The organism is Sphingomonas arabinosi (genome assembly GCF_036663715.1).
Lineage (GTDB): Bacteria > Pseudomonadota > Alphaproteobacteria > Sphingomonadales > Sphingomonadaceae > Sphingomonas.
Genome location: NZ_JAXOJN010000003.1, coordinates 82,116 through 99,333, shown reverse-complemented (window position 1 = coordinate 99,333; position 17,218 = coordinate 82,116). Strand labels below are relative to the sequence as shown.

Sequence of the window (17,218 nt, the reverse complement as noted above, 5' to 3'; positions counted from 1 at the left end):
CCTGGCCCGGGTCCCTGCCTGTGTTCTTGATCTGTTCCGGGAAATCCTACTTGTCTAGGAAAATTCCTACGCTAGGGTCTGGCGGTGACTAGAACCGTGTCCGATCCCGATCCAAGAACTGCGCTGGCCACGCTGGCGGCGGCGCGCGGCGACAGTCTGGCGGCGCTGTCGGCGATGCTCGGGCGCAACGCGGCGTATCTCCAGCAATATGTCCGTCGCGGTTCGCCTCGGGTGCTGGGCGAACGCGACCGGCGGCTGCTGTCGGAATATCTCGGGGTGAGTGAAGCGACGCTCGGCGCGCCCCCCGACCGGCCGTCGGGGTTCCGTATCCGCAAGCTCGACGTCGCGGCATCGGCGGGGCCGGGGGCGCTGGTCGACGGCGAGATCGTGCTGGGCACGGATACGCTAGATGCAGGGCTGGCGCGCAAGCTCGGGCTTAAGGACGGGCAGGCGGCGATCATCCGCGTGCGCGGCAGTTCGATGGAGCCTGGCTTGTTCGACGGCGATCATATCGTCGTCGACACCGCCGACCGGACACCGCGTGCGAAAGGCGGGGTGTACGTCATCCGGATCGACGACGCGGTGATGGTGAAGCGCGTGGCGCTGGTGCGGGGGGCGCTAGTCGCGACGAGCGACAACGCGGATGCAGAGCGGGTGCCGGCAGGGGCGATTGCGGTGATTGGCAGGGTAGTCTGGCAGATGCGCGAGCCGCGATAGGGGGGGCTCCGCTCTGTCCGAGGCGATACTGTTCTCCCGCGAAAGCGGGAGCCCAGGGTTACAGGCGACAACGTCCGTGGTCCTGGGCCCCCGCTTTCGCGGGGGAACGGTAGAGGATTTTCCCCCTAGATGGGGGCAAGCGGTTACCGCCCCTGCAGCTTGCTCAGGATAGTCATCGACTGTTCCGAGCCCGACTGCGGGACGATCTCGCCCGCGCGATCGATGATCGCGTCCCAATTCGCCGCGACACCCTCGACCGACAGATCGTCGCCCGTCAGCAGCTTGCCCTGCGTCAACGTCACATACGCCGCCTGGAACACCCCGGCACCCGCACCGACGATCATGTTGGTCGGCGCGTCCTCCGACACGAGGAACACCGCGGCAGGCGCGACCTTGTCCGGCGAGAAGGCCTTGAACGCTTCCTCGGGGAAGATGTCCTGAGTCATCCGCGTGCCCGCCGTCGGGGCGATCGTGTTGACCTTGATGTTGTTCTTCGCGCCCTCGATCGCGAGCGTCTTGGTCAGCCCCGCGAGGCCGAGCTTCGCCGCGCCGTAATTAGCCTGCCCGAAATTGCCGTACAGGCCCGTCGATGACGCGGTCATCAGGATGCGGCCGTAATTCTGGCCGCGCATCGTGTCCCACACCGCCTTGGTGGCGTTGGCCGAGCCGTTGAGGTGGACGTCGACGACGAACTTGAAGTCGGCGGGCTCCATCTTCGCGAAGCTCTTGTCGCGCAGCACGCCGGCGTTGTTGATGAGGATATGGACGCCGCCCCATTTCTCGGAGGCGCGGGCAACCATCTCGACCATCTGGTCGTAATCGGTGACGCTGCCGCCGTTCGACATCGCCTCGCCGCCAGCCGCTTCGATTTCCTTGACGACCTCCAGCGCGGCGTCGGAATGGCCGGTCCCGTCGCGCGACGCGCCGAGATCGTTGACGACCACCTTCGCGCCGCGGCGAGCGAGTTCGAGTGCGTATTCACGACCCAGGCCACCGCCTGCTCCAGTCACGATCGCAACGCGGCCCTCGAAGCGAATAGACCCAAGGTTCTCAGACATGGAAAAGGCGCCCCTATCTTATAGTTGGAGCGCCTTTCCTAGAACGTAAAGCCGTTTGCGCAAGCGGCAGGATCACTGCCGCCTGCGCGAAGGACTTACTTGCCGCCGCGGTTGCGGCAGCCGTCCTTGACCGTCTTCGAGCACACCGGATACTCGGCAGGTGCCGGCGTCGGCGGGGTGACGGTCGGCTGACCGAACGTCACGGCGCCGGTCGGGGCGGCAGGTGCCATCGGTGCGGCGGGTGCCATCGGTGCGGCTGCTGCTGCCGGATCGGCAGGAGCCGCCATCGCGGGATCGGCTGGCGCGGCAGGATCTGCCGGAGCCGTCTGCATTGCGGGATCGGCCGGTGCGGTCTGCGCGGCGGGGTCTGCCGGCGGCGTCGTCTGTGCGATCACGGGCGACGCGAGAAGAGCGGCAGCGGCGAAGAGAATGGACTTCATACGAATCTCCTAAATGGATGCACCATTTTGGTAGCGCGACGTCTGAACGCACTAAGTCGCGCTTGGGTCCTTCGTTTCGCATCCGATTCCATTCGCCCCACCGCGGGACAGAGTCGTTATCCGCCCGTATCGAGCGAATAGCCGGCCGAACGGACGGTGCGGATGATGTCCGGACGCTCGCCGACGTTGATAGCTTTCCGCAGTCGCCGGATGTGCACGTCCACGGTGCGGCTCTCGATATCGGAGTCGTGGCCCCATACCGCATCGAGCAGCCGCTCCCGCGAGAACACCCAGCCCGGATGCTCGAGGAAATGCTTGAGCAGCCGGAACTCGGTCGGTCCGAGCGACACGACTTCGCCCGAACGGCGGACCTTGTGACCGACCGTGTCCATCTCAATGTCGGCATAGCTGAGCGCTTCGCCGGCGAGGGCAGGGCGGACGCGGCGCAGTACCGCGCCGACACGTGCGACCAGCTCGCGCGGCGAGAACGGCTTCGTCACATAATCGTCCGCACCGGTCTCCAACCCCCGCACGCGATCCTCTTCCTCACCGCGCGCGGTGAGCATGATGATCGGCACGTTCTGAGTCTCGGGCGCGCGGCGAAGACGGCGACACACCTCGATCCCCGACAGGCCCTCGACCATCCAGTCGAGCAGGACGATATCGGGTACCTTCTCCTTGGCGAGCAGCAACGCCTCCTCGCCATCGGGGGTATGCGCGATCTCGAAATCCTCGCGCTTGAAATGCCAGACCAGCAATTCGGCGAGGGCGGCGTCGTCCTCGACCAGCAACATCCGTGCCCGCGCCATTATGCCTGCTCCTTCTTAATGCCGCGCTCGCGATCGACCATCTGCGTGCCGGTCGCGGCGAAATAGACCATCTCGGCGACGTTGGTCGCGTGATCGCCGATCCGCTCGAGGTTCTTCGCGACGAACAGCAGATGCGCGACCTGGCCGATCGTCCGCGGATTTTCGACCATGTAGGTGACGAGCGTGCGGAAGATGCTGTCGTAGAAATCGTCGAGCGCGTTGTCGCTTTCGACCACCCGCACGGCTTCTTCGGCATCGCGCGCGGCGAATGCGTCGAGCACGTCGTGGACCATCTCGCTCGCCATCCGGCCCATCGCGGGCAGGATCGAGATCGGCTCGATCCTATGCTCGCTCTCGATCATCGGCACGCGCTTGGCGATGTTCTTGGCATAATCGCCGATCCGCTCGACGACGCCCGCGATCTTCAGCGCGGCGACCACCTCGCGGAGATCGACGGCCATCGGTGCGCGCAAGGCGATGATCCTCACGGCGAGGCGCTCGACCTCCGCCTCGATGACGTCGATCTGCTTGTCGGCGACGCGTACCTGTTCGGCGAGCGCAAGGTCGTTGCGTTGCAGCGCCTGCATCGCCTTGTCGATCGCGTCCTCGGCGAGCCCGCCCATCTGCGAGATCAACCCGCGGAGCTCGCCGATGTCGTTGTCGAAGGCCTTGACCGTATGCGTGTTCATGGTCGTTTCCCGACTCAGCCGTAACGGCCGGTGATGTAATCCTTGGTCCGCTCTTCGCGGGGATTGGTGAAGATATCCGAGGTGTTGCCGTATTCGACCAGCGATCCCAGGTGGAAGAACGCGGTCTTCTGGCTGACGCGCGCGGCCTGCTGCATGTTGTGCGTGACGATCACCATGGCGTAGCGGCCGCGCAGTTCGTGGATCAGCTCCTCGATCTTGGCGGTCGCGATCGGATCGAGTGCCGAGCACGGCTCGTCCATCAGGATGACCTCGGGATCGACCGCGATCGCGCGCGCGATGCACAGCCGTTGCTGCTGGCCGCCCGACAGCGCGGTGCCGCTGTCCGTGAGGCGATCCTTGACTTCGTCCCACAGGCCGGCACGGCGCAGCGACTTCTCGACGATCCGGTCGAGATCCGCCTTCGCACCCGCGAGCCCGTGGATGCGCGGGCCGTAGGCGACGTTCTCGTAGATCGATTTCGGGAACGGGTTCGGCTTCTGGAACACCATGCCGACGCGGGCGCGGAGCTGCACCACGTCCATGTCGGGCGAGTAGATATCCTGGCCGTCGAGCTTGATCTCACCGGTGACGCGCGCGCTGGCGACGGTGTCGTTCATGCGGTTTAGCGTGCGCAGGAAGGTCGACTTGCCGCAGCCCGACGGGCCGATGAACGCGACCACCTCGTCCTGGTCGACGTCGATCGAGACGTTGTCGATCGCCAGCTTGCTGCCGTACGCGACGGAGACGTTGCGCGCGGTCATTTTCAGGACCGGCGTCTTGGATTTGGAATTCATCACCAGCGTGTCTCGAATCGGTTGCGGAGGTAGATCGCGACGCCATTCATCGCGAGCAGGAACACGAGCAGGACGATGATCGCGGCGGAGGTCTTCTCGACGAAGCCGCGGCTGACCTGATCGGACCACAGGAAGATCTGGACGGGCAGCACGGTCGCGGGATCGCTGAGGCCGGAGGGCGGCGCGGCGATGAACGCGCGCATGCCGATCATCAGCAGCGGCGCGGTCTCGCCCAGCGCGCGCGCCATGCCGATGATCGTGCCGGTGAGGATGCCAGGCAGCGCGAGCGGCAGGACGTGGTGGAAGACGACCTGCACCGGCGATGCGCCGATGCCGAGCGCGGCGTCGCGGATCGACGGCGGCACGCTCTTGATCGCGTTTCGCCCGGCGATGACGATCACCGGCATCGTCATCAGCGCGAGCGTGAGCCCGCCGACGATCGGTGCCGAGCGCGGCATGCCGAACGTGCCGAGGAACACGGCCAGCCCGAGCAACCCGAAGATGATCGAGGGCACCGCGGCAAGGTTGTTGATCGAGACCTCAATCAGGTCGGTCCAGCGGTTCTTCGGGGCGTATTCCTCGAGATACAGCGCGGACAGAACGCCGATCGGGAAGGCGAGCAGCAGCGTGACGACCATCGTCAGCAGCGACCCCTTGAACGCACCCCAGATGCCGACGCGGGTCGCATCGGTGGAGTCCGCCGAGGTGAGGAACCCGGCGTTGAACCCGCGGGTCAGCGCGCCGCTCGCCTTCAGCCGCGCAACGACCGCTTCGGCGTCGCGCGTGCCGTTGCCCTTGGCCGCGACGTCGATCGGGCTCGAGACGGGGACCTCGAACACGGTCCTGCGCCGAAGCAGCGACGGATCGGCCTTGATCGCATCGCGCACCACCGCCCAGGCGCCGTCGGACAACAGATTTGCGCCGTCCTTGCCGTATTTGCTGCTCGCCGCGGCCAGGACGGTGCCTTCGAGACCCGCGCCGGCGAGCGCGAGATCGGCACCGCGACCGACCAAGCGGGCAGGGTCGATCGGCAGCTCGGCGGCGGCGAGATCGACCGGAAGCGCCACGCGCGTCTCGACGAAGCCGCTCGCGCCCTGCATCACCATCGTGATCAGCAGATAAGCGAGGAATGCGGCGGACATCCATACCGCGGCGAGCCCGGCGAAGCGGAAGCGGCGCTCGGACGCGTAGCGGCGCTTGATCCGCGATTGCATCGCCTGAGTCGTCCAGTCGGTCGGGACGCGACGCGCGGGCTCGGCGTTCGTCGTCGGGATCTGGGGCACGAGCGTGTCACTCATAGGCTTCGCGGTACCGTTTCACCACGCGGAGCGCGACGATGTTGAGAAGGAGCGTGACCACGAACAGCGTCAGGCCGAGCGCGAATGCGGCGAGCGTCTTGGGGCTATCGAACTCCGCTTCGCCGGTCAGCAGGTCGACGATCTGCTTGGTAACGGTGGTGGTGCTCGCGAACGGGTTGAGCGTCAGCGTCGCGACGCCGGAGGCGGCCATCACGACGATCATCGTCTCGCCGATCGCGCGCGACACGGCCAGCAACACGCCGCCGACGACACCGGGGAGGGCGGCCGGGAGCAGCACGCGACGGATCGTCTCGGAGGACGTCGCTCCCATCGCGAGGCTGCCGTCGCGCATCGACGAGGGGACGGCGGCGATCGAGTCGTCCGCCATCGACGAGACGAACGGGATGATCATGATGCCCATCACGAGGCCCGCGGCGAGCGCGCTCTCGGACGACGCCCAGCTGATCCCGATCGACACCGCGAAATCGCGCACCGCAGGCGCGACGGTCAGCGCGGCGAAATAGCCGTAGACGACGGTCGGCACGCCCGCGAGCATTTCGAGGATCGGCTTCATCCATTTGCGCGTGGTCGGCGCGGCGTATTGGGTGAGGTAGATCGCGCTCATTAGCCCGAACGGTATCGCGACGATCATCGCGATCACCGCGCCGATGAAGAACGTTCCCCAGAACAACGGCACCGCGCCGAGCGACGCGCCAGGGTCGCGGCCGTCGATCACCTGCGGGCTCCAATGCGTGCCGAACAGGAAGTCGGTGATCGGCACGACCGAGAAGAACCGCGCGGACTCGTATAGCAGCGAGGCGACGATGCCGACCGTGGTCAGGATCGCGATCAGCGATGCGCCGAGCAGCATGAGCATCACGACCCGCTCGACCTGAGTCCGCGCGCCGAACCCTGGCTTCACGCGGGTGAACGCGAACGCACCGCCGGCGAAGGCGAGCAGCAAAGCGAGTGCGGTCGCGATCCAGTCGTAGCGCGTCTGCGCGGCGGCATAGGACGGCGCCAATGTGCGAGCGAGCCCGTGGAACGCGCCGAAGCTGCGCCCCTCGGCGAGGCTGCGCGCTTCGGACAGGATCGATGCGCGGTCGAAGCCGGGTGGGGGAAGCTGGACCGCAGCCGGCGTCGCGAGCACGGCATCGGTGACGAGCGCGGGCGCGGTCATCGACCACACCACGAGGAAGATCAGCGGCGGGATCGCGGTCCACAGCGCGACGAACCAGCCATGGTGTCCGGGGAGCGAGCTGAACCGCACGGTGCTGCCGGCTCGGAACCGCGTGGCGCGGACTCGTGCGGTGAGCCAGCCTATGAGGCCCAGGCCGAGGACTAGGAAGAGGAGGGCGATGGCGGACATTATGCGTGCTGCCCGTTCATAAACACCACCCCGGCGAAGGCCGGGGCCCAATTGGGAAAGTCGAGGTAATGGCGCGCGGCACCAGCCAACTGCGCGTTGCCCAATTGGGCCCCGGCCTTCGCCGGGGTGGTTGCTGTGTGATGGCGGGTTTTTTCCGTAAAACTCCCGTTCCCCCGCGGACGCCGGGGCGCAGCTAAGCCAGGATAGCGCGCGTGGTCCCTGGGCCCCCGCGTTCGCGAGGGAACTAGGACGGGCGCGCGGCTGGACAGGAAACACATCACGACAACACCGCCGGATCCAACACAGTCTCGTTCGCGATAATCGCCGCCGACCGCGCCTGAATCTCCGCCGGAGACGCGATCAGCCCCCGCTTAACCAGAGGCCCCGTCGCACCCCAATTCGCCGCATACAGCTTCAGCAAATTCCGCAGTCCCGGGATCGCGGTCAGATGCGCCTTCTTCACGTAGATATACAGCGGCCGAGACCCCGGATACGCATTGTCGGCGATCGTCGCATAGGTCGGCGCGACGCCCGAGATCGACACCCCGTTCACGTCGTCCTTATTCTCTTCGAGATAGCTGTACCCGAACACGCCGATCGCGTTCGGATTCGACTGCAATTTCTGCACGATCAGGTTGTCGTTCTCGCCAGCATCGACATAAACGCCGTCCTCGCGCACCCGCGTGCACAGCGCCTTGTGCGCCTCCGCATCGGACTTCGCGAGCGCCTTCGCCGAAGGATCGCTGTCCTCGCACCCCTTGGTCAGGATCAGTTCGGCCAGCGCATCGCGCGTGCCACTAGTGGCCGGCGGGCCGTAAACCTGGATCGGCACCGCGGGCAGCGCGGGGTTCACGTCGCGCCACACCCGCGCCGTGTTCACCTTGCCCCCCGGATTGGCGGCAAGTGCCTTGTAGAGATCGGTCGGCGTCAGCTGCATCTTCGGGCCGTTCTTCGCCTCGGCAAAGGCGATGCCGTCGATCCCGACCTGGATCTCGATCACGTCGTGCACCCCGTTCTTCGCGCAGGCCGCATATTCGCTCGCCTTCATCCGCCGCGACGCGTCCTCGATATCGGGATGCGCCGCGCCGATCCCTGCGCAGAACAGCTTCATGCCAGCCCCGGTCCCGGTCGATTCGATCACTGGCGCCTTCGCATCGGGATCGTTCGCCACCAACTGCTCGGCGATCATCGTCGTGAACGGATAGACCGTCGACGATCCGACCGCGGTGATCTGGTCGCGCGAGCCTGCGCCGCCGCCGTTCGCCTGGTCGACGCACGCGGCCAGAGCGCCCGTCGCCGCCCCCAACACTCCAAGAAGAACAAACCGCTGCACCAAAATTCCCGTCATGCACCGGCCTTAGCGGTACTTAAGGCGATCCTGTGTGACAGTTGGGTTACCCTTTTATGACACCGCCTTTGGCCGTCGCACCGCTCGGGGGCAGGATGACCGAAACGACGGTCCCGACGCCGACCTGGCTCGCGATGTCGAGTCGCCCGCGATGCCGCTCGACGATGTGCTTGACGATCGCGAGGCCGAGACCCGTGCCGCCCAGCGACCGACTGCGCCCGGCGTCCGCACGATAGAAGCGCTCGGTCAGCCGCGGGATGTGGACCGCCGCGATCCCGTCGCCCTCGTCGCGGATCGACAGGCGGATCATCCCGGCATCGTCACGCTTCAATTCGATCGTCACCGGCGTCCCTGCGCGCCCGTATTTCATCGCATTGCCGATCAGGTTGTGGAGCATCTGCGACAGCTGAACCCGGTCCCCCGACACCGAGGACAGGTTCGGATCGATCGTCGCGACGAGATCATGCCCACGATCGCCCGCGGCATCGGCCAGTTCCTCGCGCGTGTCCTCGACGAGCTGCGCGAAATCGACCGCCTGGTCGGGCAGGCGAAACTTCTCCGCCTCGATCCGCGACAACGAGATCAGATCCTCAACCAGCCGCTGCATCCGCCGCGCCTCGTCGTCCATCACCTTCAGGAAGCGTGCCCGGACCTCGGCATCCTCGCCAGCCTCCTCGCGCAACGTCTCGATAAAGCCCAGGATCGACGCCAGCGGCGTGCGCAGTTCGTGGCTCGCATTGGCGACGAAATCGATCCGCATCCGCTCGGCGGCATAGTTGCCGGTCTGGTCGACGAGGTGGACGATCCGCTGACCCTCCGACGTTTCGCTCAGCAGCATCTCCCAGCGCTGGTCGCGGGTGCCGAGCCCGACCAGCTCGATCGGCCGCTCGCCATCGATCGGTCCCGGCGTCCCCAGCCGCTCGGCGGCGGCGGGATGGCGGATCGCGACGCGCGCGTCCTCGCCGAGGATATGCGCGCCGAGCAACGTCCGCGCCGCGCGATTGGCGACCACCACGCGGCCGTCCTCGACGAGCATCACCGGTGCGACGATCGCATCGAGGACGTCGTCGAGCACCGACGGCGACACGCCGGTCGCGTCGTCGGGGGCCGGCGCCTCGTCTCCGGTACCCGCGGCGACCAGCGCCGCGGCGATCCCGCCGACCAGCGCGACGATCGCGCCCTGCACGTCGCGCGTGATCGCGAACACCGCGACCGCAGCGACGACGACGACGATGATCGCCCAAAACGTACGCAGGCCAAATCCGGAAAGCATTGCGGTCTCCTGGGACGGAATCGACGTCCACGCACCGCGCCATACAGCGGTAGCGCACAAACCGGTATCGTCCGTTGGCCCGCCGACGTGAGCGACGGCGGTATCGAGCCGTGCCCGAACCGATCTTTCGCGCACCGCCCTTGGGCGCCCTGCTAATCGCGCCGCTCGACGCGGTCACCGACGCACGAGCGATCGCGGCGATGGATATGCCCGCCACGCCTGTGGTGCTGCTGTTCTCGCGCTACGGGTTCGAGGCGGAGACGCGACCGGTACCGCCCGCCGAGGCGTTCGTGCGGATGACGCAGGCCTCGACCAACTACGTCGCGCTCGGCGAGGCCGGCTTTCGGGCACTGACGGGCTTGCTCGCGAACGTTCCCTCGGTCGCGATCGATTACCCGGACGGGGCGAGCGCGATCGAGCAGGTCGAGGCCTTGTGGTCGTCGCTGTGAACGACGCCCGCCGCCTTGCACATGCGCTCGCCGATCCGGCCAGCGTCGCCGGGCTCGATGCGGATGGCTGGACCGCGCTAATGGCAATGGCGCGCGCGGAGCAGTTGATCGGCACGCTGGCGATGCGGGTCGACGGCTTGCCGATGCCGCCTGCGGTGAAGGCGATCATCGTCGACGCCCGCGCGGCCGTCGAGCACGGCCGCCGTGCCGCTTTATGGGAGGCGGAGATGGCGCGGCGCGCGCTAGCCTTGGTCGATTGCCCAATCGTGCTACTCAAGGGCACGGCGTTCGTCGCGGCGGGTTTGTCGGCAGGGCAGGGGCGGTCGATCGGCGGCAATGCTGGCACGGCACCTCTGGACGAAGTGGCGCAAGGCCTAGTTGAGCCGGGCGCCGCGCCCTCGCCGCGCAAACCACACCACCAGCAGCACGACCGTGATCGCCAGCGTATCGGCGATCCAGTCGTGGATGTCGCAATCACGGTGAAGCGACGGGATCGATTGCAGCACCTCGATCATCGCGCCAAGGAACGACAGCCGCTCGCCGATCCGGAACAGTTTCGCGGTCGGGAAGGACAGCGCCGCCAGCAGCGCCATCGTCGCAAAGGCGAGCATGTGCCCGGCCTTGTCGCCGAACTGGTCGATCGGCATGTGCGGCGGCTTGGGCAGCAGCGCCATCGTCACCGCGAACATGATGGCCAAGATCAGCGCGACGCGCGTGAGCATCGTCCGGCTCATGCGCCGAGCCTTTCCAGCGTCGGGATCAGTTCATCGAAACCGTCGATCACCGCGTCCGCGCCCAGTTCCTCGACCGGCTGCATCAGGAAGCCGAAGCTGCACGCGATCGTCGGCAAGCCCGCCGCTTGCCCCGCCTGGATGTCGAAGATCGAGTCGCCGACGAAAGCCGCGCGTCCTTCTCCGCCCCCGGATTTTCGACATAGCCGGACCATTTCGTGGATCGGCATCGGCGATGGCTTCGACTCTGCCATGGTATCGCCGCCAAGAATGCAGGCGAACCGGTTGGCCAGCCCCAACTCGCCGAGCACGGTTCGCGCGAACCGCTCGATCTTGTTGGTGACGATGCCGAGCGTGACGCCCTTTGCGGTCAGCGCGTCCAGTGCGTCGATCACTCCGGGGTAAGGCTTGGTCAGCACGCAGATATTCACCTCGTAATAGGCGAGCAGGTCCGCATGGAGCGTGTCGAGCATCGCCTCGTCATAGCCGCCGGTCGCGGTCAGGCCCTGCTTGAGCATGTGGCGTGCGCCGCCGCCGATCATCGGCTTGACCTGCTCGATGGTAAGGGGAGGTCGATCGGCCGACGCCAGCGCGTGGTTGACCGCGGCTGCGAGGTCGCCGCTCGTGTCGAGCAAGGTGCCGTCGAGGTCGAACCCGACGATATTGAATGAAAATTGCGTCATTGCACCGGTGCCTGCCAGTGGCGCTATGGAATTGGCAAGGCTTTCGTGGCAGCGACCCTTCCATGACGACGCTTTCCATCGACCAACCGATTCCGATCCACCCCATCGCAGTCGTGATCCTCGCCGCCGGCAAGGGTACGCGGATGAAATCGGACCTGCACAAGGTGCTCCACCCGATTGCCGGACGACCCATGCTGCTCCACCTCGTGGCCAGTGCAGCGGCGTTGCACCCGGCAAAGACCGTCGTCGTGACGGGGGCAGGGCGTGAGCAGGTCGAGTCCGCGGTCGCGCCGCTCGGCATCGCCACCGCGCTCCAGGCGGAGCAACTCGGCACCGGCCATGCCGTCGCCCAGGCACGCGCGGCGCTGTTGGGGTTCGAGGGCGACGTCCTGATCCTGTATGGCGACGTGCCTCTGGTCACGGCGGCGACGATGCAGCGGATGATCGACCGGTTGCACGGCGACGACACGCCCGCCGTCGTCGTGCTCGGCTTTCGTCCCGCATATCCCGGCGCCTATGGTCGCGTCATTGCGGACGCCGCGGGCCGGATGGACCGGATCGTCGAGTATAAGGACGCGTCGGAGGCGGAACGCGCGGTGACGCTGTGTAATTCCGGACTGATGGCGGTACGCTCGACTGATCTGTTTGCGCTGCTCGACCGGCTCGGCAACGACAATGCGGCGGGCGAATATTACCTAACCGATATCGTCGAGCTTGCCGCAGCCGCCGGCCGCTCGTCCGCCGTCATCGAAACCGGCGCGGACGAAGTCGCCGGCGTCAACAGCCGCGGCGAACTCGCCGGCGTCGAAGGCGCGTGGCAGGCGGCTCGCCGCGCGCAGGCGATGGCCGACGGCGTCACGTTGATCGCCCCCGACACGGTCTGGTTCTCACACGACACGCAGCTCGGCCGTGACGTCGTGATCGAACCCAATGTCGTCTTCGGCCCCGGTGCACGCATCGAGGATGGCGCGACGATCCACGCGTTCAGCCACATTGAGGGTGCATCGGTCGGCAAGGGTGCGAACGTCGGCCCGTTCGCGCGCCTTCGCCCCGGCGCGGACCTGCGCGCGGACGCCAAGGTCGGCAATTTCGTCGAGATCAAGAAGGCGATCATCGGCGAAGGCGCAAAGGTCAGCCACCTCACCTATATCGGCGACGCGGACATCGGCGCAGGCGCGAACATCGGCGCCGGCACGATCACCTGCAATTATGACGGCTATTTCAAATACCGCACCGTCGTCGGCGAAGGGGCGTTCATCGGCTCGAACTCGGCCTTGGTCGCACCCGTCACGATCGGCGCAGGTGCGATCGTCGCCGCGGGATCGGTCGTGACGCAGGATGTCGAGGCCGACGCGCTGGCGCTGGTCCGTCCACCGCAAATTGCGCGGCCCGGCTGGGCCGCGCGCTTTCGCGAAATGATGTTGGCGCGTAAGGCGGCCAAGTAAGTTTCCACGGAGTAAGATCTAAATGTGCGGCATCGTTGGAATTTTGAGCGGCGAAGACGTTGCCGGCCGTTTGCTCGACGGGCTGAAGAGGCTCGAATATCGCGGCTATGATTCGGCGGGGATCGCCACCGATCACGACGGCGCGATCGAGCGGCGACGCGCGTCGGGCAAGCTCGTCAACCTCGCGAACGAACTCGCTGTGCACCCGCTGCCCGGCAAGACCGGGATCGCGCACACGCGCTGGGCGACGCATGGCGGTCCGACCACCAACAACGCGCATCCCCACGCGACCGGCGAAGTCGCGGTGGTCCACAATGGCATCATCGAGAACTTCAAGCCGCTGCGCGACGAGCTGATCGCGCGTGGGCGCACGTTCACCAGCGAGACGGATACAGAAGTCGTCGCGCATCTGGTCAGCGAGAAGATCGAGGCGGGGATGGACCCGGTCTCAGCCGTCCGCGACGTGCTGCCGCGGCTGCACGGTGCGTTCGCGCTCGCGATCCTGTTCCGCCAGCATCCCGACCTGCTGATCGGCGCGCGGCTCGGTTCGCCGCTGGTCGTCGGCCACGGCGACGGCGAGATGTACCTCGGCTCGGACGCACTCGCGCTGGCGCCGCTGACACAGCGGATCGCGTATCTCGACGAGGGCGACTGGGTCGTGCTGACCCGCGACGGCGCGCAGGTCTATGACCGCGACAACGCGCCCGTCGAGCGCGCGATCACGCTGTCGGGGATCACCGGCGAGGTGATCTCGAAGGGCAACCATCGGCATTACATGCTCAAGGAGATCTACGAGCAGCCGATCGTCGTCGCGCAGACCCTCCGCTCGTACCTCAAGCGGATGGAAGGCGAGGTCTCGCTGCCGATCCCCGAGTTCGACTTGTCCACGATCAAGCGTGTGACGATCGTCGCGTGCGGGACGAGCTTCTACGCGGGCATGGTCGCTAAATACTGGTTCGAGCAGTTCGCGCGCGTGCCGGTCGACCTCGATGTCGCGTCCGAATTCCGCTACCGCGCGCCGGTGATGGAAGATGGCGGCCTCGCGCTGTTCATCTCGCAGTCGGGCGAGACCGCGGACACGCTGGCGGCGCTGCGGCGCGCCAAGGCCGAGGGCCAGAAGATCGCGGTCGTCGTCAACGTGCCGACCAGCTCGATGGCGCGCGAGGCGGACCTGTTGCTGCCGACGCACGCTGGCCCCGAGATCGGCGTGGCCTCGACCAAGGCGTTCACCTGCCAGCTGGCGGTGCTGGCCGCACTCGCCGCCAATCTGGCGCGCGCGAAGGGGCTGCTGACGAAGGAGCAGGAGCGCGAGATCGTCCGGCATCTGTCGGAGGCTCCCGCTGCGCTCAACGGCGCGCTCGCGTATGATGAGGCAATCGAGGCGATGGCGCACAACATCGCCGGCGCGCGCGACGTGCTGTATCTGGGCCGCGGGACGGATTACCCGCTGGCGCTCGAGGGTGCGCTCAAGCTGAAGGAAATCAGCTACATCCACGCCGAGGGCTATGCCGCCGGCGAGATGAAGCACGGCCCGATCGCGCTGATCGACGAGCATGTGCCCGTCATCGTCATCGCGCCGTCGGGCCCGCTGTTCGACAAGACCGTCAGCAACATGCAGGAAGTCATGGCGCGCGGCGGCAAGGTCGTGCTGATCTCGGATTACGACGGCATCCAGGCGGCCGGCGAAGGCTGCATGGCGACGATCACCATGCCGAAGGTGCATCCGCTGATCGCGCCGCTGGTGTATGCGGTGCCGGTGCAGTTGCTGGCGTATCATGTGGCGGTGCTGAAGGGCACGGACGTGGATCAGCCGCGTAATCTGGCTAAGAGCGTGACGGTCGAATAACCCTTGGCGTAGTTGGGGTTGGTACATCCAACCACAGAAACCACCCCGGCGAAGGCCGGGGCCCAATTGGGGGACGGAGGTAACTTAGGCGCAGTCCTCCGTTACGGCGACCTTTCCAATTGGGCCCCGGCCTTCGCCGGGGTGGTACGTATGGCAGGCGGCGAACACCGATTTCTTTCCGCCGCGCGCATCCCTCGATTGACTAAGATTGTGCGCCGCGTCACAACTCGCGGCGTCGATGTCGGGCAACCGGCATGGCACCGCGCGGGAGAGCGTTTCCGGTCCTTTCAGGGCTTATGGAACCGCCGAAGGAGCAACCACCCCGGAATCTCTCAGGCACCAGAGACCGCGCGGGGCTGATCGACACTCTGGAAAGCGTCCTGGCGTTCGCGCCGAGGGCCACCGAAGGGGTAAGCGCTGGACTTTGTTCGCGCGAAAGCTCTCAGGTCCCGTGACAGAGGGGGTTCGGATCGCAGCACCACCGGGTGCCGCGCGCCCCTTCGACGGAGACGAGCATGAGCGATCCCACTTTGCGCGATTACGCCAGCATCATCGATCAGGCCGACGATTACGTCGAGCCCGAGATCCTGCCCTTGCCGCTCGACGCGTGGCACCGGGCGCAGGGCGCGCGGATGGTCGAGTTCGCCGGCTACGAGATGCCGATCCAGTATGAAGGCATCATGGCGGAACACGCCTGGACGCGCGACTCGGCCGGCCTGTTCGACGTCAGCCACATGGGCCAGCTCGTCTTCTCCGGCGAAGGCGTCGCGCACGCGCTAGAAACCGTGCTGCCGGGCGATATTGCCGGGCTCGTCGAGGGCAAGATGCGCTATTCGCTGCTTCTCGCGCAGGACGGCGGCATCCTCGACGATCTGATGGCCACGCGCCTCCCCGACGATCAGCCTTCGCCGTTCTCGGCGCAGGACGTCGAGCCCGAAGCCTACGACCCGCTCCACCCGTCGCCGACCGCCAGCGGCAGCTTCTACGTCGTCGTCAACGGCGCGACCAAGTATGACGATGTCAGCTATCTGATCGAACACCTCCCCGACGACGTCACGATCAACATCCTCGAAGACCAGGCATTGCTCGCGGTGCAGGGTCCCAAGGCGGTCGAGGCGGTCGCGCGGATCGTCCCCGGTATCGACGGTCTCGTGTTCATGACCGCCGGCGCGTTCCACTGGAACGAAGTGCCGCTGTGGATCAGCCGCTCGGGCTATACCGGTGAGGACGGCGTCGAGATTTCGCTCCCCGCCGAGCACGCCGTCGCGTTCGCCGACGCGCTGCTCGCGCTTCCCGAGATCAAGCCGATCGGCCTTGGCGCACGCGACTCGCTGCGTCTCGAAGCCGGCCTGCCGCTCTACGGGCACGATCTCGATCCCGAGATCACGCCGGTCATGGCCGATCTCGGTTTCGCGCTGTCGAAGCGCCGCCGCGAAGCTGCCGATTTCCCCGGTGCCGAGCGCATCCTCAACGAGCGCGAGCACGGCCCCGCCACCAAGCGCGTCGGCCTGATCGTCGAGGGTCGCCAGCCCGCGCGCGAAGGTGCCGAAGTGATCGACGACACCGGCGCGACGATCGGCCGCCTCACCAGCGGCGGCTTCGCACCGACGCTCGGGAAGCCGATCGCGATGGCCTATGTGCCGCTCGCGCTCGCCGCGCCCGGCACCCGCATCGAGATCGCGCAACGTGGCAAGGTCCACACCGCCACCGTCACCGCGATGCCCTTCATTCCCCACCGCTACGTCCGCGCAGGAGCCAAGTGATATGAGCCGTTACTTCACGCAGGATCACGAATGGGTCGACGTCGATGGTGACGTCGGCACCGTAGGTATCTCCGAATACGCGCAGAGCCAGCTCGGCGACGTGGTGTTTGTCGACGTACCCGAAGCCGGCAAGACGCTGAGCAAGGGCGACGAAGCCGCCGTCGTCGAGTCGGTCAAGGCCGCGTCCGACGTGTATTCCCCGGTCTCGGGCACCGTTACCGAAGGCAATGCGGCTTTGACCGATGACTCCAGCCTGGTGAACTCGGATGCCGAAGCGGCCGGCTGGTTCTTCAAGCTGACGCTCAGCGATCCGAGCGAACTCGACAGCCTGATGGACGAAGCCGCCTACGCAGCCTTCGTCGCAGGGCTCTGAGCTATCTAAGCTAACTGCTCCCCTCCCTGGAAGGGAGGGGCCGGGGGTGGGTCGGCCGGTTGGCTGGCGACACGGACCCCAAGCAGCCTACCCACCCCCAACCCCTCCCTTCCAGGGAGGGGAGAGGTCCAGC

At 66.6% G+C, this 17,218-nt stretch carries 17 protein-coding genes and 2 riboswitches; of the genes, 6 read left to right on the top strand and 11 right to left on the bottom strand.

Features of this window, described 5'->3' with window-relative positions:
- The first annotated feature begins 84 nt into the window (after positions 1-84).
- The gene (locus tag U1708_RS06185; protein ID WP_332743810.1) at positions 85-717 is read left to right on the top strand and encodes a S24 family peptidase; all 633 of its coding nucleotides are present in this window, start codon (positions 85-87) and stop codon (positions 715-717) included.
- Positions 718-860: 143 nt separating this feature from the next.
- Here the strand turns inward: U1708_RS06185 and U1708_RS06180 are convergent, their stop codons facing one another.
- From U1708_RS06180 to U1708_RS06140, 9 genes are all read right to left on the bottom strand, one after another.
- Positions 861-1,775, bottom strand: coding sequence for an SDR family NAD(P)-dependent oxidoreductase (locus tag U1708_RS06180; protein WP_332743808.1), 915 nt, complete (start codon positions 1,773-1,775; stop codon positions 861-863).
- Positions 1,776-1,870: 95 nt separating this feature from the next.
- Positions 1,871-2,215 (bottom strand): hypothetical protein, encoded by a 345-nt coding sequence (locus U1708_RS06175; RefSeq protein WP_332743806.1) that lies wholly within the window; start codon positions 2,213-2,215, stop codon positions 1,871-1,873.
- Between the two features lie 116 nt (positions 2,216-2,331).
- Positions 2,332-3,024 (bottom strand): phosphate regulon transcriptional regulator PhoB, encoded by a 693-nt coding sequence (phoB, locus tag U1708_RS06170; RefSeq protein WP_307086425.1) that lies wholly within the window; start codon positions 3,022-3,024, stop codon positions 2,332-2,334.
- On the bottom strand, positions 3,024-3,713 hold the full coding sequence (gene phoU / locus U1708_RS06165; protein WP_332743803.1) for a phosphate signaling complex protein PhoU: 690 nt from the start codon (positions 3,711-3,713) through the stop codon (positions 3,024-3,026). The genes phoB and phoU overlap by 1 nt, the downstream gene beginning before the upstream one ends.
- A gap of 14 nt (positions 3,714-3,727) precedes the next feature.
- Positions 3,728-4,507, bottom strand: coding sequence for a phosphate ABC transporter ATP-binding protein PstB (gene pstB / locus U1708_RS06160; RefSeq protein ID WP_332743801.1), 780 nt, complete (start codon positions 4,505-4,507; stop codon positions 3,728-3,730).
- On the bottom strand, positions 4,507-5,805 hold the full coding sequence (gene pstA / locus U1708_RS06155) for a phosphate ABC transporter permease PstA (protein ID WP_332743799.1): 1,299 nt from the start codon (positions 5,803-5,805) through the stop codon (positions 4,507-4,509). The genes pstB and pstA overlap by 1 nt, the downstream gene beginning before the upstream one ends.
- Positions 5,798-7,174, bottom strand: coding sequence for a phosphate ABC transporter permease subunit PstC (gene pstC, locus U1708_RS06150; protein WP_332743797.1), 1,377 nt, complete (start codon positions 7,172-7,174; stop codon positions 5,798-5,800). Before pstC ends, pstA begins: the two co-directional genes overlap by 8 nt.
- A gap of 277 nt (positions 7,175-7,451) precedes the next feature.
- Positions 7,452-8,522 carry a substrate-binding domain-containing protein gene (locus U1708_RS06145; protein ID WP_332743795.1) on the bottom strand — a complete coding sequence of 357 codons (1,071 nt, stop codon included), beginning with the start codon at positions 8,520-8,522 and terminating at the stop codon, positions 7,452-7,454.
- 46 nt (positions 8,523-8,568) lie between these two features.
- The gene (locus tag U1708_RS06140) at positions 8,569-9,795 is read right to left on the bottom strand and encodes an ATP-binding protein (RefSeq protein ID WP_332743794.1); all 1,227 of its coding nucleotides are present in this window, start codon (positions 9,793-9,795) and stop codon (positions 8,569-8,571) included.
- A gap of 110 nt (positions 9,796-9,905) precedes the next feature.
- On the opposite strand from U1708_RS06140, the gene U1708_RS06135 reads away from it, so the two are divergent.
- Entirely contained in the window at positions 9,906-10,244 is a 339-nt protein-coding gene (locus U1708_RS06135) for a hypothetical protein (protein ID WP_332743793.1), read from the top strand.
- A gap of 374 nt (positions 10,245-10,618) precedes the next feature.
- Here U1708_RS06135 and U1708_RS06130 read toward each other — a convergent pair whose 3' ends face one another.
- Together U1708_RS06130 and U1708_RS06125 are read right to left on the bottom strand one after the other, a co-directional pair.
- Positions 10,619-10,978, bottom strand: coding sequence for a VanZ family protein (locus tag U1708_RS06130; RefSeq protein ID WP_332743791.1), 360 nt, complete (start codon positions 10,976-10,978; stop codon positions 10,619-10,621).
- On the bottom strand, positions 10,975-11,658 hold the full coding sequence (locus U1708_RS06125) for an HAD family hydrolase (RefSeq protein ID WP_332743789.1): 684 nt from the start codon (positions 11,656-11,658) through the stop codon (positions 10,975-10,977). Before U1708_RS06125 ends, U1708_RS06130 begins: the two co-directional genes overlap by 4 nt.
- A gap of 62 nt (positions 11,659-11,720) precedes the next feature.
- On the opposite strand from U1708_RS06125, the gene glmU reads away from it, so the two are divergent.
- The 4 genes from glmU (at position 11,721) to gcvH (ending at position 17,085) form a co-directional block, all read left to right on the top strand.
- A complete protein-coding gene (gene glmU / locus U1708_RS06120; RefSeq protein WP_332743786.1) occupies positions 11,721-13,103 on the top strand; it encodes a bifunctional UDP-N-acetylglucosamine diphosphorylase/glucosamine-1-phosphate N-acetyltransferase GlmU in 1,383 nt (460 codons plus the stop codon).
- Positions 13,104-13,125: 22 nt separating this feature from the next.
- A complete protein-coding gene (gene glmS / locus U1708_RS06115) occupies positions 13,126-14,949 on the top strand; it encodes a glutamine--fructose-6-phosphate transaminase (isomerizing) (RefSeq protein WP_332743784.1) in 1,824 nt (607 codons plus the stop codon).
- Between the two features lie 255 nt (positions 14,950-15,204).
- Positions 15,205-15,308, top strand: a riboswitch (glycine riboswitch).
- Between the two features lies 1 nt (position 15,309).
- A riboswitch (glycine riboswitch) is annotated at positions 15,310-15,417 on the top strand.
- 47 nt (positions 15,418-15,464) lie between these two features.
- Positions 15,465-16,712 carry a glycine cleavage system aminomethyltransferase GcvT gene (gene gcvT / locus U1708_RS06110; protein WP_332743782.1) on the top strand — a complete coding sequence of 416 codons (1,248 nt, stop codon included), beginning with the start codon at positions 15,465-15,467 and terminating at the stop codon, positions 16,710-16,712.
- A gap of 1 nt (position 16,713) precedes the next feature.
- Positions 16,714-17,085: a glycine cleavage system protein GcvH gene (gcvH, locus tag U1708_RS06105; protein WP_332743779.1), complete on the top strand. Its 372-nt coding sequence runs from the start codon at positions 16,714-16,716 to the stop codon at positions 17,083-17,085.
- Positions 17,086-17,218: the final 133 nt, after the last annotated feature.